Raw genomic sequence first — 12,896 nt, forward strand, 5'->3', positions numbered from 1 at the left:
CTCAGCGGCCGGCGCGGAGGCCGAGCGCGGTGGCCTCGATGGTGTCCGAGGTGACCAGGGCCTGTTCGGCCTCGATGTCGGTGAGGAAGACCAGCGGCGGGATCAGCGGCGGCACCGGCAGCCGGTCCGGGGTGAAGGTGAGACAGAGGGCGCCCTGGACGCAGCCCCGGAGCCGGGTGAGGTAGAGCGTCACGGAGCCGTCCAGCCGCAACGACCGTGCGGTGAGCCCGAGTTGACCGGCCGTGCGGGAGCCGTCCCGGGTGCGGAGGCGGTAGTCGGTGAGGGAGGCCGAGTCCATGCGGACGACCATGGCCCGTACCGGCCCGTCCGCCGTCGGCACCTCGCGCACCCCCGCGACGGTGAACCCCTCGGGCGCGAAGCGCGCAGCGGTGATCGTCGGCGGGACGCTCCCGGCGGGCGGCACCTCGGCGCGCGCAAGCGCCCGCGCCTCCCGGGGCGGTGCGAGCAGCGCGAGCAGGCAGAGCGGCAGCACGACGGCGGGTGCACGCGCGGGCCACTTCCGCCGGGTGCCCTTCTCCGGCGCGGACTCCGGCGTCCACCCGAAGCCGAGGGCGCTGCCCGCGATGCCGAGGAGCATGCCGACGAGGAAGCCGCCCAGGTTGGTCGCGGCGAAGGACAGCACGGAGAGCAGCAGCGCGTTGACGCTCACGTAGTGCCGGGTGTGCGGGGCCGCCCACAGGAACACCCCGGCCACGACGAGCGCGAGGCCGATCCCGAGGGCCGCCAGGCCGCCGAGCCCGAGCGAGATCAGCACCGTCAGCGGGGCGAGGGGCACGGCGACGAGTTCGAGCCCGCCCGCGATCAGCAGCAGGCCCGCCCAGAAGGGGCGTCGGCGCCGCCAGTCGCGGAACGCCCTGCGCCGCTCGGGCCACGGCAGCCGGGCGTCCAGCCAGGCCCCGGGGCGGGTGAACTCGCCGGAGGGCTCGCTCAGAAGCATCGTTCGCCGTCCAGGGCGACGTCGAGCTTGAGCCCCTTGAGCCGGAAGTCGCCGCCCGTCGCCGACCACGCCTGCGAGCGGACGTCGCGCACGGAGACCTCACCGGCCTGGAGCCCGAACGCGCCGCGCGGGCCCCGTACTCCGGGGACCTGCGTGAGGCGGGAGGCGTCCCGGCCGATCTCGGCCGTGCCGAAGCGGGCGTCGCCGTCGAGCGATTCGGCGTCGATGAACAGCTTGCCCGCGGTGACCGGGCCCGCGTCGCCACCGGCCCGCAGCCGGAAGGTGACCGGCCCGAGCGGCGTCTTGACCTGCGCGGACTGGCAGATGTCGGCGAGCTTCGCCGAGTCGAGGGCGAGCAGCGAGACGGGGTGGCCCCCGCCGTCGGCGGAGCGCGCCACGTCGACGTGCGAGGCGAGCCCCTTGCTGCTCAACTCGCTGCTGCCGACCTGGAAATGGGAGCCGGAGGCGGCGAACGAGGCCGCCAGCGCGCCCTGCGCCATCACGGAGGCCATCGCGCCGACGGCCAGCAGCGCCGGTACGGCCACGACGGCCGACCTCCGCCAGTTCGTCCGGCCGCGCGGCCGCGCCGGGCGGCCCGTGGTGCCCGTTCCGTTCTCGTGCGTGTCGCTGGTCTCGCCGGTCTCGCTCATCCGGTCCTCCCGGAGACAGGGGAAGGTGCGCGATGTGCCAGGTGCGGTGGAGCGGGGAGCGGTGCCGTGTGGTCAACTCGCCTACGGGGCCCAGGAGTTCGGGACGAGGCACAGGTCACACGCTCTGACATACTGCGGTCACGCGATGACACTCGGAGACTAGGGCTCGTTTTGAATAATAGTCAACAGAGCGGACGCCGCTCCGCCGGTGCGGCGCGCACCACCGAGCGTTCCCGGACACGACGGGCCGAACTGATCGCCACCGGACGGGAGTTGTTCTCCCACCAGTCCTACGACGCGCTCTCCATGGACGAGATCTCCCAGCGCGCGGGCGTCGCCAAGGGGCTGATCTACTACTACTTCACCAACAAGCGGGGCTACTACCTCGCCGTCATCGAGCACGCCGTGGACGAACTCGTCGCCCGCGCCACCGGCGGCACCGACCTCCCCCGCACCACCCGCGTCCACCGCACCCTCGACGGGTACCTCCGGTACGCGCAGCACAACCGGGCTGCCTACCGCACCATCGTGACCGGCGGCGTCGGCCACGACGTCGAGGTCGTCGCGATACGGGACAAGGTCCGCCGGGAGATGCTCACCGCCATCGCCCGCGGCGCCTGGGGCAGCCCCGACATCCCGCCGACGGCACGGCTCGCGCTCACCGGCTGGCTCTCCGCCGTCGAGGGCGTCACCCTCGACTGGCTCGACCACGACGAGGACGTTCCCCGCGACACCGTCCGCGCCCTCCTCGGCCACACCCTCCGCGACACCCTCCACACCGTCGAAACCTTCGAACCCCGCTACCCGGCCCCGCCGGAATCCTTCGGCGCATAAGGGGAGTTGGACCGCAGGCCGCCTGCTCACCCCAGCGGCGGATGCGACCCGTGCAGGTAGTGGTCGCCGATGTCGCGGAGGCCGTGGGCCGAGGTGGTGCGGGTGGTGAGGACGCGGGCGTCGCGCCAGAAGCGGTCGCAGCCGGCGGCCGGGGCGCTGTCGGTGAGTTCCATGACGCGGGCGGTGACGCGCAGCACCGCGTCGGTGGTGACGGCCTCGGCCGCGGTGACGAGGACGGCGATACCGGCCCGCTCGTCGGCGTCCAGCTCGGGCCCGGCGGCGACACCGCGCGCCAGCGCCTCGGTGGCGTCGTCCACGACACAGGCGGCGGCGCGGGCCGCGGTCACCAGCTCGCCGTACGCGAGGAGCACGTACGGGTCGGCCCCGGAGAGCCAACGCGCCTCCCCGTGGCCGTAGTCGGGGACGGGCGGGCGGCCGCTCCCGGTGCGGCTGATGTCGCGGGCCTCGGCCAGCGCGCCCTCGGCGATGCCGAGGGCCACGTGCGTCAGCATCAGCCGCTGCGCGAGCGGCGCGAGCGCGGTGAACGGCGAGCGCAGGTGCTCGTCGCCCGGGACGCGGCCGAGCACCTGCCGCGCGTCCACCCGTACGTCGTCGAAGCCGACCGTTCCCGCGCCGGTGAGCCGCTGGCCGATGCGGCCGGCGGCCGGTTCGGTGACGACGCCGGGCCGCCGCGGGTCGACCCGGAGCACCAGCGTCTCGCCGGTGCGCGCGCAGCGGGCGCAGACCACGAGCACGTCCGCGACGCCCACCCCGGACGGACACCACAGGCGGCCGCCGAGCCGGTACTTCTTGCCCGCCGGCGTGGCCGTGACCCCGTCCCCCGGGTCCGGCGCGAAGCGGCCGCCCCACAGCCTGCCCTCGCGGGCCGACCTGGCCTCCAGCGCCGGGTCGCCCTCGCCGCCGGGGCCGAACAGGCGCGGGCACCAGCTCAACACGTGGTGCCGGGCGAGGAGTTCACCGGCCGAGCCGTCGGCGGCCGCGATCTCCCGTACGACGGCGGCGGCCGTCCGCCACCCGCTGCCCCGGCCGCGCAGCCCCGCCACCGGCGGCGTCAGCAGGCCCAGCAGCCCGGCCTCGCGCAGCCGCGCGGCCTCGTCGTGCGGCGGGGCGCCGGCCCGGTCGCGGTCGGCGGCGTCGGCGGCGAGGTCGTCGGCGAGCTCCCGCGCGGTACGGGCCCAGTCCCCCGCGTCCTCGCGCGGCCCGGGCTCGTACCCGTCCCGGCCGGAACCGGCGTACAGGGGAGGGGGCAGGGGGCTGGAGACGGCCAGGGACACGCGAACCTCCGGAAGGTGTGGGGGAGTTGGGGTCCTCGGCGGTCAGGCGCGGGTGCCGGCCTCCACGGCCGGCTCCGGCTCCGCCGCCGACTCGGCCCGCAGCCGCAGGTGGGCGCGGACGGAGTGGGCGAGCGCTGCGGCCCAGGCGAGGTAGACGAGCGCGTAGACGGCCCACTTCGTGCCGTCGCCCGCGCCGATCCAGTCGCTGCCCAGGAGCGTGCGCACGTTCGTCAGGACGATGATGCCGCCGACCGCCGAGCCGAGGACGCGCGGCGGCACGTGCCGGACCAGCCAGGCCGCGATCGGCGCGGCGATCAGGCCGCCCGCCAGCAGGGCCAGCGCCCAGGCCACGTTGACGCCCTCGGAGCCGAGGCCGAGCAGGAAGCCGGCGCTGGCGGCGACGGAGACCAGGAACTCGCTGGTGTCGATGGAGCCGATCACCTTGCGCGGCTCCAGCCGCCCGCTGGCCAGGATCGCGGGCGTGCCGACGGGGCCCCAGCCGCCTCCGCCGGTGGCGTCGAGGAAGCCGCCGACGAGGCCGAGCGGGGAGAGGAACCGCTTGCGCAGCGGCTTGCCGAGGCTGCCGGTCGGCAGTCCGACGAGGGTGAACCGGCCCAGCACGTACAGCCCGAGCCCGAGCAGGATCAGCGACATGACGGGCTCGGCCACCTCGGTGGAGAGCCGGGAGAGGACGGTGGCACCGGCGAACGCGCCGACGGCGCCCGGCACTCCGATCTTCACGACGACCCGCCAGTCGACGTTGCCGAAGCGCCAGTGCGCGAAGCCGGAGGCGAGGGTGGTGCCGATCTCGGCGAGGTGGACGGTGGCCGAGGCCGCCGCCGGGTTCGTGCCGACGGCGAGCAGCAGCGTGGTGGAGGTGACGCCGTAGGCCATGCCCAGGCTGCCGTCCACGAGTTGGGCACCCAGCCCGGCCAGGGCCAGCAGGATCAGCGTTCTCACAGCCACCTCACACGGTCGTCAACTACCCAAGTTTTCCCACCTGATTAGTAGGGATACTGGCGGCAGACGCCCGGCGGAACAAGTAACCGTTCACGGACTGGACGTTTTCCGCCCGCACTCTGAGAACCCGCAGGTCCGGGCCCCGGCGCAAGTACGGCCGTACGCCCCCGGCTTGAGGGCGCGGCCTCGCAACGGACGGACGCGTCCTACGGGTTGGTCCAGGCGGTCTCGTCGCGGCAGAGTTCGGCGACGCCGGGCGGCAGGGCGCCCGAGGCGACGTCGGCGAGCGAGACGCCGTCCAGGATCTGGCGCACGTTGGCCCGCAGCGCGATCCACAGCGGGAGGAGGGACTCCGCCGGGCCGGTGTAGCCGAGTTCCGGCGGGCGCACGCCGCGCACCGAGACCAGCGGGCCGTCCACGACGCGGATGACGTCCGCGATGCTGATGGCCTCGGCCGCCCGCGCCAGCCGGTAACCGCCCCTCCCGCCACGCTGGCTGGTGACGAGTCCGCCCCGGCGCATGTCGTTGAGGATGCCCTCCAGGAACTTGTGCGGGATCTCCTGCGCCTCGGCGATCGCCTCCGCCTTCAGCGGCCCGGCGTCCCGGTGCGCGGCCAGCTGCAACGCCGCCCGCACCGCGTAATCCGCCCTCGCTGAAACCCGCATGCCCGCATTATCCCGCACCCCTCCCGCCGGTCCCCGGGCCACCCGCACCGCGGCCGGTACGTCCCGCTTCGTCCGCACGTGCGCCACCGCGGGACGGCCGGCGGCGCGGGACGGAGACCAGCGCGAGCCCCGTCAGCAGCAGGCCCGCGCCGCAGGCCGCCACCGGGCCCGGGCGTTCGCCGAGCAGGGCGACGCCGAGGAGCGTGGCGACCAGGGGTTCGGCGAGGCTCAGCGTCCCCGCCGTGGCGGCGCTGATCCGGGTGACGCCGCGGGTGAAGAGCAGGTAGCCCAGCGCCGTGGTGCCCAACGCCAGCCATCCCAGGAGCAGTCCGGCACGCGGCGTGCCCAGCCCGTCCGGCGCGGCGAGCAGCCACGGCGCGACGACCAGCCCGGCCCCCAGCACACAGACCGGCGCCGCCGCCCGGGTGTCACCGCCCCGCTGCCCGAGCCGCCGGGTCGCGGCGACGTACGTGCCGAACGAGGCGCCCGCCACGGCCCCGAGCAGGACCCCCACCGGCTCCACCCGCGGCCCGCCGCCCGGGACGAGCAGCAGCGCGATGCCGGCCAGCGAACAGACCGTCCCGCACCACCAGTCGGGCCCGCCGCGCAGCCCCTCCAGGCAGCGGGAGAGGACGCCGGTGACGACGGGCACCGTCCCGAAGGTCACGGCGGTGCCGAGCGCGGCGCCCGTACGGTCCACCGCCTCCAGGAAGCAGACCTGGAAGGCCGCCGTGACGAGCACCCCGAGCAGCGCCCAGCGGCGTACGCCCGGGGCCCACAGCGTCCGCAGTCCGGACGGCCGCACGGTGCACAGCGCCAGCACCAGGCCGCCCAGCAGCATCCGGGCCGCCCCCAGCGCGGCCGGCGCCACCTCGACACCGGCCAGCACCTGCGCGGGCCCGACCGTCCCCCACAGCACCGCGGCACCCAGCACGGGCCCGGCCCCGCCCCGTCCGTTCCGTCCCATGCACCGCTCCGGCACGCGCGTACGCACGGGCAGGAACAGCAGCCAGGCCCGGCTGCCGCGGCACACCCGACAGGACCTGACCCGAACGTAGCGGCAGCGGGCCGCAGTCGGCGATGGTGCGATGCCCCGACGTCCGGTGCGCGGGGACGGCGGGGGGCCGTGGGTTCGCACCAGTTCGGCTCTCGTCCAGCCGTTGCGGTCCGAAGCAGGCCGTCGCCCCGGGCTGCGGAAAGTGGGGAGCCGGTCAGGTGCGCGGTACGTCCGCGCCCTTCACGACCGAGCCCTCGACGGCGGTGCCGGTGTCCCCGCCCGCCTCCGGCTCCGCGTTCTCCCGCTTCATGGCCTTCGCCTCGCTCTTGAGGATGCGGGCCGACTTGCCCGCGGAACGGGCGAGTTCGGGGAGCTTCTTCGCGCCGAACACGAGAATCCCGATGATGATCAGGATCGCGACTTCACTGATTCCGAGCACGGAGTGCGGCCCTTCTAGAGGTGGTCGGCGATGACGGGCAGCAGGTCCTGGAAGGTGCGCCCTGCCGCCGGGGCGCCGATGGCCGCCATCCGCCAGCCGTCGCCGTCCCGGTACACCTTGGCCATGATCTGCGCGGTGTGCGGGCCGCCGCCGGTGAGGGTGTAACGGGCCAGCTCCGCGCCGCCGTTCTCGTCGACGAGGCGGCAGAACGCCTGCTCCACCTGCTCGAAGGTCTGGCCCGTGAAGCTGTTCACGGTGAAGACGATCCGGTCGACGTGCGAGGGCACCTTCCGCAGGTCGACGAGGATGACCTCGTCGTCACCGCCCTGCCCCGCGCCGCCGGTCAGGTTGTCGCCGGTGTGCCGTACGGAACCGTCGTCGCTGGCGAGCTTCTGGAAGAAGACCACGTCGACGGGCTCCCCCTGGGCGAAGAGCACGGCGGAGGCGTCGAGGTCGATCTCCTTGGCCATGAGCTTGGCCAGAAACCCCTTCCTGGGCGCGGCCTGCCAGCCGAGGCCCATGCGCACGACGGTGAGGGAGCCCCCGTCGTCCTTGGTCAGGCTGACCTGCTGCCCCTTGGACAGGTTCACGCTCATGCGTCCCACTCCGGACTCGGATCCCGGGTCCCGGCTGCCCCGGCCGTCGCCCCTGCCCGCGGGTCGTGCCGGGCAGGGCTTTCTCTACAGCAGTGTAGAAGACGACAGCGGGGCACGGCCCCGATCCGGCCAGTTTCCGCGCCCGCTCAGACGGAGGCCGCGTCGGCCTCCACCGCGGACGTCGCCCCGTCCGGCAGCCCCAGGCGGAGGTGCTCGACGTGGTACAGCGCCTGGTCGAGGAGTTCGGCGACGTGGTTGTCGTGCAGCGCGTAGACGATCGAGCGCCCCTGACGCGTACCCGTGACCAGTCCGAGGTTGCGCAGCAGGCGCAGCTGGTGGGAGCAGGCGGACTGCTGCATACCGACGGCCTCGGCCAACTCGGTCGCCGGACAGGGGCCTTCGCGCAGCCGGGCCAGGATCAGCAGCCGCGAGGGGGTCGCCAGGGCCTGGAGGGTCGCGGCGACCGTCGGCGCGTTCTCGGCGGTCAGCCGGGTGCTCGGCGCACCGTCGCCGCTGTCCGGGGTGTTCGCCGGGGTGTTCGCTCCGTGGCCCATGAGCTCATCCTACGGACGAGCACACATGAATGCATGAATGCTTGTTCATGCATTGCTGTACGGTGGTGGGGTCGCGACAGCGGACCGTCCCCCTGTGCCGCCCGGCCCCGCCTCCCCCGAAGGACCCACCGACGATGACCCACGCCCTCACCGACCGCCCGACACCGGCCGCGGCCAGGCCGGCGGGCGCACCCCGCCGCCGCACCCGGCTGCTCGCCGTGCCCGAGGCCCGCTGGGCGCTCGCCGCGCTCGCGCTCTTCCTGCTCGCCCTCCCGGCCCACCTGCTCGGCGCCCCCGCCTGGGCGTGGGGCCCGCTGTACGCGGCCGTCTACGTCACCGGCGGCTGGGAGCCGGGCTGGGAAGGGCTGAAGGCGCTGCGCGAGAAGACCCTCGACGTGGACCTGCTGATGGTGGTGGCCGCACTCGGCGCCGCCGCGATCGGCCAGGTGCTCGACGGGGCGCTGCTGATCGTCATCTTCGCCACCTCGGGCGCGCTGGAGGCCCTGGCCACGGCCCGCACCGCCGACTCCGTGCGCGGTCTCCTCGACCTCGCCCCCGCCACCGCCACCCGCCTGCGCCCGGGCAGCGAACTCCCCGCGCCCGCAGGGCAGTTGGAGCAACCCGACGAGACCGAGGAGAGCGTCGCCGCCGAGGCGCTCGCCGTCGGGGACGTCATCCTGGTCCGCCCCGGCGAGCGGGTCGGCGCCGACGGGGTGGTGCTGGACGGCGAGAGCGACGTCGACCAGGCCACCATCACCGGCGAACCGCTCCCGGCGCCCAAGCGGGCCGGGGACGAGGTGTTCGCCGGGACGGTCAACGGCACCGGGGCGCTGCGCGTCCGCGTCACCCGCGACCCGTCCGACTCCGTCATCGCCCGGATCGTCGCCATGGTCGAGGAGGCGTCCGGGACCAAGGCGCCGACGCAGCTGTTCATCGAGAAGGTGGAGCAGCGTTACTCGCTGGTGATGGTGGCCGCCACGGTCGCGCTGTTCCTGGTGCCGCTCGCGTTCGGCGCCGATCTGCGGTCCACGCTGCTGCGCGCGATGACGTTCATGATCGTCGCCTCGCCCTGCGCGGTCGTCCTGGCGACCATGCCCCCGCTGCTCTCGGCGATCGCCAACGCGGGACGGCACGGCGTCCTGGTGAAGTCCGCGGTGGTGATGGAGCGGCTGGGCAGGACCGGCGCCGTCGCGCTCGACAAGACCGGCACCCTGACCGAGGGCACCCCGCGGCTCACCGACGTCACAGCGCTGCCCGGTTCCCGGTTCGCGGAGGAGGAGCTGCTCACCCTGGCCGCGGCGGCCGAGTACCCGAGCGAGCACCCGCTGGCCCGCGCCGTCGTCGGCGCGGCCCGCGAGCGGGGCCTGGCGCTGCCGCACGCCGAGGACTTCGACTCCACCCCGGGGCTCGGCGTCACCGCCACCGTGGCCGGCCACCGCGTCCGGCTCGGCACCCCGGCCCGGCTCCTGGACCCGGCGGACGCCGCCCTGACCTCGGTTTCCCGTGAAACCACGCACCGCCTCGCGGACGGGCTGGAGGACACCGGGCGCACCGCCGTCGCCGTCCTCGTCGACGGCGAACCCGTCGGCGTGCTCGGCCTCGCCGACCGGCTGCGGCCCGACGCCGCCGGCACCGTCGCCGCGCTCACCTCGCTGACCGGCGGCTCGCCGGCGCTCGTCACCGGCGACAACGAGCGCGCCGCGCACCGCCTCGCCGAGGAGACCGGGATCACCGACGTCCGCGCCGGGCTGCTCCCGCAGGACAAGGTCGCCGCCGTCCGCGAACTCGCCGACGGCGGGCGGGAGGTGCTGGTCGTCGGCGACGGCGTCAACGACGCCCCGGCGCTCGCCGCCGCGCACACCGGCGTCGCCATGGGACGCGCCGGGTCCGACCTCGCGCTGGAGACCGCCGACGCGGTGGTCGTCCGGGACGAGCTCGCCACCGTCCCCACCGTCGTCCGGCTCTCCCGGACCGCGCGCCGCCTGGTGGTGCAGAATCTCGTGATCGCGGGTACGTTCATCGCCGTCCTGGTCGCCTGGGACCTGCTGGGCGACCTTCCGCTCCCGCTCGGCGTCGCGGGCCACGAGGGCTCCACCGTCCTCGTCGGCCTCAACGGCCTCCGGCTGCTGCGCGACGCCGCCTGGGAGCGCGCCCGACCCGAGGAGATCCGTTGAGCCGCCGCACCCGCAAGAACGACGCCCGTACCGCCGGAAAGCCGGCGCCCTGCGCGGTGACCGTGTGCCGGGGCTGCTGCTGCGGCACCGCGAAGATCCCCGGCGTCGACCACGCGGCCCAGCTCGCGCGGCTGCGCCGGGCGGTGGGCGACGCGGGCACGGTCCGCGTGAGCACCTGCCTGGACGCCTGCGAGCAGGCGAACGTGATGGTGGTGCAGCCCTCCGCCGAGGGCCGCGCCGCCGGCGGCCGCCCGGTCTGGCTGGGCCTGGCCAACGACGGGGACGTGGCCGAGGACGTCGCCGCCTGGATCGCGGCCGGCGGCCCCGGCCTCGCCGACCCGCCCGGCGTCCTCGACCTGTACGCCTTCTCCCCGTCCCGCCGCGTCCGCCAGGGCCTGCACGACTGACGGGCGCCGGCGGTTCCCCTCGTGGGCGCGGCGGAGCCGTCCCAGGACCCGCCCGTCCGCGGCCCTTCGCGGGCAGCAACTCCCCTGCCGGGACGGGCTGTCCGAGCCGCAGCCCCAGGTCCACCCGCGTCCGGGCCGAGGCACGGAGCACCGCGAAGGTGCGGCGCGGGCCGGCCGGCGAGACGTACGTCTTCCGCGCCTGCACCCGGACGTCGCCGGGGCCGGCCGCGGCGGCGGGGTCGGCGTCGGGCAGCGGGCGGAGCGCGGGCCGGGCCGCCATGACGGCCGCTTCCCCACGCGCCTAAGCTGGCCGCCGCCGGAGCACGAAGGGGGAGCCCGTGAGCGACAAGCTGCCGGTCCGCGGCCGGAGCATCAGCGAACACGGCCTGAGCGACCAGAAGTACACGCTGGTCTTCGGGGACACCGAGTACCCGCGGCGGGTGGCCCTGCCGGTCGTCGGCGGCTTCGCCGCGCTCGTGCTCGGCGGGATCTTCGGCGTCTGGTCCTTCACGCAGAGCCGGCGGGAGGAGGACTCGCTCAGCTCCGAGGAGCAGGAGGGGCTGGCCGCCCTCGCCCGCGAGCACGGCTGGACGTATCGCGAGACGGAGTCCGGCGTCATCGACGCCTTCGAGGGCGTCGAGCCCTTCCCGGACGCGAGCACGGGGCTACTCGCCGGCCACTACACCCACGGCCGCCACCGGGGCCGGAACATCCGGTACTTCGAGTACGAGGACGAGACGGCCGGCACCAAGGTCAACGGCCGTACGCAGCACGACTACTACGCGGTGTTCGCCGTCTCCACCCCGGGCACGGTGCCGCGCACCCTGATCCGCGGCAAGGGCTTCATGGACTCGGTGTTCGGCGGCGGCGAGGTCGTCGGCACCGGGGACGACGCCTTCGACGCGGACCACCACGTCATCGCCGAGGACCCGGCGGCCGCCGAACGGCTGGCCGTACCGGAGCTGACCCGGTACCTCGCGAAGCAGCCCCTCCTGGCGGACCGCCCGCTCCGCTTCGAGAACGGCGAGGTCATCACCTGGTACGAGGAGCGCCTCCGCCCCGGGGACGTCATGAAGCACCTGACGTACCTCTCCGAAGTGCTGCGCCACATCCCCGAGTCCGCCTGGCGCTGACCCAACTCGGGCGCACACCACGGGACTTCACGCCGCCGTGTGGAAGACTGCGCCGTGATCACCAAGGCGGCGGACGCCAGGAAGCCGGTGCGATTCCGGCACGGTCCCGCCACTGTGACCGCACGGCCCCAGCCGCCGTACGGGAGTCAGACACTGGTCCGCCGCCTCCGCACCGACCAGGGGACGCGGATCCCCGGGAGGAGGCACGACCTTGTCACGGGTGTCCCACGCCCTGCGCTCCCTCATGGCCGCCGCCGTGCTCGCCCCGCTCGCCGCCTGCGGCGGCCCCGCCCCCGGCGAGGCGCGGGAGAAGCCGGGGAAGGCGGCCGAGGGCTTCCCGTACACCGTCACCAACTGCGGTGTGGAGACGACCTATCAGCGGCCTCCCGAACGCGCCGTCACCCTCAACCAGCACGCCACCGAGGTGCTGCTCGCGCTCGGCCTGGAGGACCGGATCGCCGGCACCGCCTACCTGGACGACAAGGTCCTCCCCCGGTACGAGAAGGCGTACCGGGGACTGAAGGTGCTGGCCAAGCGCTACCCGTCGCTGGAGACGCTGCTCGGCGCCGACCCGGACTTCGTGTACGGCGGCTACAGCAGCGCCTTCGACCGGACCCAGGGCCGCGACCGCGCCTCGCTGGAGAAGAGCGGCGTGCGCACCCGGCTGAACGTCGAACAGTGCGCCGAGGGCCGGGTGGGCGTCGCCCAGCTCCGCCAGGAGATCCGCGAGACGGCCAGGACCTTCGGCGTACCGGAGCGCGGCGAGAAGCTTCTGGCCCGCTACGACCGCGAGTTGGCGTCCGTGCGGAAGCGGACCGAGGGGCAGGAGCGGCCCTCGGTCTTCGTGTACGACAGCGGCGACGGCTCGGCGTTCACCGCGGGCGGCAAGGGCATCGGTGACGACATCATCGAACGGGCCGGCGGGCGGAACGTCTTCTCCGGCATCCGCAAGCCCTTCGCCGACGTCTCCTGGGAGCAGGTCGTCCAGCGCAAGCCCGAGGTCGTCCTGATCTACGACTACGGCGGCACCCCCGTCGAGGCGAAGAAGCGGAAGCTGCTGTCCGACCCGGCGCTGCGGGACGTACCGGCCGTGCGGAACAAGCGGTTCGCCGTCCTGCCGCTCTCCTCGGCGGTGCTCGGCGTACGCGCCCCCGCCGCGGTCGGCGAGCTGGCCGAGCAGCTGCACCCGGCCGAGGGGTGAGCCGCGTGCTGCTGAAGTCCCCGCCCGGAAAGC

General features: G+C 74.8%; 14 protein-coding genes and 1 riboswitch. Of the genes, 5 read left to right on the plus strand and 9 right to left on the minus strand.

The features are described from left to right. Position 1: 1 nt before the first annotated feature. Together HCC30_RS14395 and HCC30_RS14400 are read right to left on the minus strand one after the other, a co-directional pair. Positions 2–958, minus strand: a complete 957-nt coding sequence (locus HCC30_RS14395) for a DUF6114 domain-containing protein (RefSeq protein ID WP_206323836.1) — start codon at positions 956–958, stop codon at positions 2–4. Continuing rightward, a complete protein-coding gene (locus HCC30_RS14400; RefSeq protein WP_240979595.1) occupies positions 949–1,608 on the minus strand; it encodes a DUF6230 family protein in 660 nt (219 codons plus the stop codon). Before HCC30_RS14400 ends, HCC30_RS14395 begins: the two co-directional genes overlap by 10 nt. A gap of 171 nt (positions 1,609–1,779) precedes the next feature. On the opposite strand from HCC30_RS14400, the gene HCC30_RS14405 reads away from it, so the two are divergent. Next, positions 1,780–2,442 (plus strand): TetR/AcrR family transcriptional regulator, encoded by a 663-nt coding sequence (locus HCC30_RS14405; protein WP_169442917.1) that lies wholly within the window; start codon positions 1,780–1,782, stop codon positions 2,440–2,442. A gap of 26 nt (positions 2,443–2,468) precedes the next feature. Here HCC30_RS14405 and HCC30_RS14410 read toward each other — a convergent pair whose 3' ends face one another. The 7 genes from HCC30_RS14410 to HCC30_RS14440 form a co-directional block, all read right to left on the minus strand. Continuing rightward, positions 2,469–3,737, minus strand: coding sequence for an acyl-CoA dehydrogenase family protein (locus HCC30_RS14410; RefSeq protein WP_346776633.1), 1,269 nt, complete (start codon positions 3,735–3,737; stop codon positions 2,469–2,471). Between the two features lie 42 nt (positions 3,738–3,779). Then, positions 3,780–4,697 (minus strand): sulfite exporter TauE/SafE family protein, encoded by a 918-nt coding sequence (locus HCC30_RS14415; RefSeq protein WP_169442918.1) that lies wholly within the window; start codon positions 4,695–4,697, stop codon positions 3,780–3,782. 206 nt (positions 4,698–4,903) lie between these two features. Further along, positions 4,904–5,362 carry an Rrf2 family transcriptional regulator gene (locus HCC30_RS14420; RefSeq protein WP_169442919.1) on the minus strand — a complete coding sequence of 153 codons (459 nt, stop codon included), beginning with the start codon at positions 5,360–5,362 and terminating at the stop codon, positions 4,904–4,906. 7 nt (positions 5,363–5,369) lie between these two features. Then, positions 5,370–6,329 (minus strand): EamA family transporter, encoded by a 960-nt coding sequence (locus tag HCC30_RS14425; RefSeq protein ID WP_169442920.1) that lies wholly within the window; start codon positions 6,327–6,329, stop codon positions 5,370–5,372. A 244-nt stretch (positions 6,330–6,573) separates the two neighbouring features. Continuing rightward, positions 6,574–6,798, minus strand: a complete 225-nt coding sequence (locus HCC30_RS29175; protein WP_169442921.1) for a twin-arginine translocase TatA/TatE family subunit — start codon at positions 6,796–6,798, stop codon at positions 6,574–6,576. Positions 6,799–6,812: 14 nt separating this feature from the next. After that, the gene (locus HCC30_RS14435; protein ID WP_169442922.1) at positions 6,813–7,394 is read right to left on the minus strand and encodes a TerD family protein; all 582 of its coding nucleotides are present in this window, start codon (positions 7,392–7,394) and stop codon (positions 6,813–6,815) included. A gap of 146 nt (positions 7,395–7,540) precedes the next feature. After that, positions 7,541–7,948 carry a metalloregulator ArsR/SmtB family transcription factor gene (locus tag HCC30_RS14440; protein WP_169442923.1) on the minus strand — a complete coding sequence of 136 codons (408 nt, stop codon included), beginning with the start codon at positions 7,946–7,948 and terminating at the stop codon, positions 7,541–7,543. A gap of 134 nt (positions 7,949–8,082) precedes the next feature. Here HCC30_RS14440 and HCC30_RS14445 point away from each other — a divergent pair, with 134 nt between their 5' ends. The 4 genes from HCC30_RS14445 to HCC30_RS14460 all read left to right on the plus strand — a co-directional run bounded on the left by HCC30_RS14445 (position 8,083) and on the right by HCC30_RS14460 (position 12,863). Beyond that, positions 8,083–10,122 carry a heavy metal translocating P-type ATPase gene (locus HCC30_RS14445; protein WP_169442924.1) on the plus strand — a complete coding sequence of 680 codons (2,040 nt, stop codon included), beginning with the start codon at positions 8,083–8,085 and terminating at the stop codon, positions 10,120–10,122. Further along, positions 10,119–10,529 carry a (2Fe-2S) ferredoxin domain-containing protein gene (locus HCC30_RS14450; RefSeq protein WP_169442925.1) on the plus strand — a complete coding sequence of 137 codons (411 nt, stop codon included), beginning with the start codon at positions 10,119–10,121 and terminating at the stop codon, positions 10,527–10,529. Before HCC30_RS14445 ends, HCC30_RS14450 begins: the two co-directional genes overlap by 4 nt. Before the next feature lie 338 nt (positions 10,530–10,867). Next, positions 10,868–11,662, plus strand: coding sequence for a hypothetical protein (locus HCC30_RS14455; RefSeq protein WP_169442926.1), 795 nt, complete (start codon positions 10,868–10,870; stop codon positions 11,660–11,662). A 77-nt stretch (positions 11,663–11,739) separates the two neighbouring features. Next, positions 11,740–11,818, plus strand: a riboswitch (cobalamin riboswitch). An 88-nt stretch (positions 11,819–11,906) separates the two neighbouring features. Next, positions 11,907–12,863 (plus strand): ABC transporter substrate-binding protein, encoded by a 957-nt coding sequence (locus tag HCC30_RS14460; protein ID WP_169443123.1) that lies wholly within the window; start codon positions 11,907–11,909, stop codon positions 12,861–12,863. The last annotated feature ends 33 nt before the right edge of the window (positions 12,864–12,896 follow it).

Origin of the sequence: Streptomyces sp. HNM0574, from assembly GCF_012726235.1 — a bacterium.
Taxonomy (GTDB): Bacteria; Actinomycetota; Actinomycetes; order Streptomycetales; family Streptomycetaceae; genus Streptomyces.

Excerpts from the sequence above, each read along its gene's own strand:
- HCC30_RS14395 (WP_206323836.1), bottom strand. The coding sequence starts at position 958 with ATGCTTCTGAGCGAGCCCTCCGGCGAGTTCACCCGCCCCGGGGCCTGG.
- HCC30_RS14445 (WP_169442924.1), top strand. The coding sequence starts at position 8,083 with ATGACCCACGCCCTCACCGACCGCCCGACACCGGCCGCGGCCAGGCCG.
- HCC30_RS14400 (WP_240979595.1), bottom strand. The coding sequence starts at position 1,608 with ATGAGCGAGACCGGCGAGACCAGCGACACGCACGAGAACGGAACGGGC.
- HCC30_RS14420 (WP_169442919.1), bottom strand. The coding sequence starts at position 5,362 with ATGCGGGTTTCAGCGAGGGCGGATTACGCGGTGCGGGCGGCGTTGCAG.
- HCC30_RS14425 (WP_169442920.1), bottom strand. The coding sequence starts at position 6,329 with ATGGGACGGAACGGACGGGGCGGGGCCGGGCCCGTGCTGGGTGCCGCG.
- HCC30_RS14440 (WP_169442923.1), bottom strand. The coding sequence starts at position 7,948 with ATGGGCCACGGAGCGAACACCCCGGCGAACACCCCGGACAGCGGCGAC.
- HCC30_RS14460 (WP_169443123.1), top strand. The coding sequence starts at position 11,907 with ATGGCCGCCGCCGTGCTCGCCCCGCTCGCCGCCTGCGGCGGCCCCGCC.
- HCC30_RS14435 (WP_169442922.1), bottom strand. The coding sequence starts at position 7,394 with ATGAGCGTGAACCTGTCCAAGGGGCAGCAGGTCAGCCTGACCAAGGAC.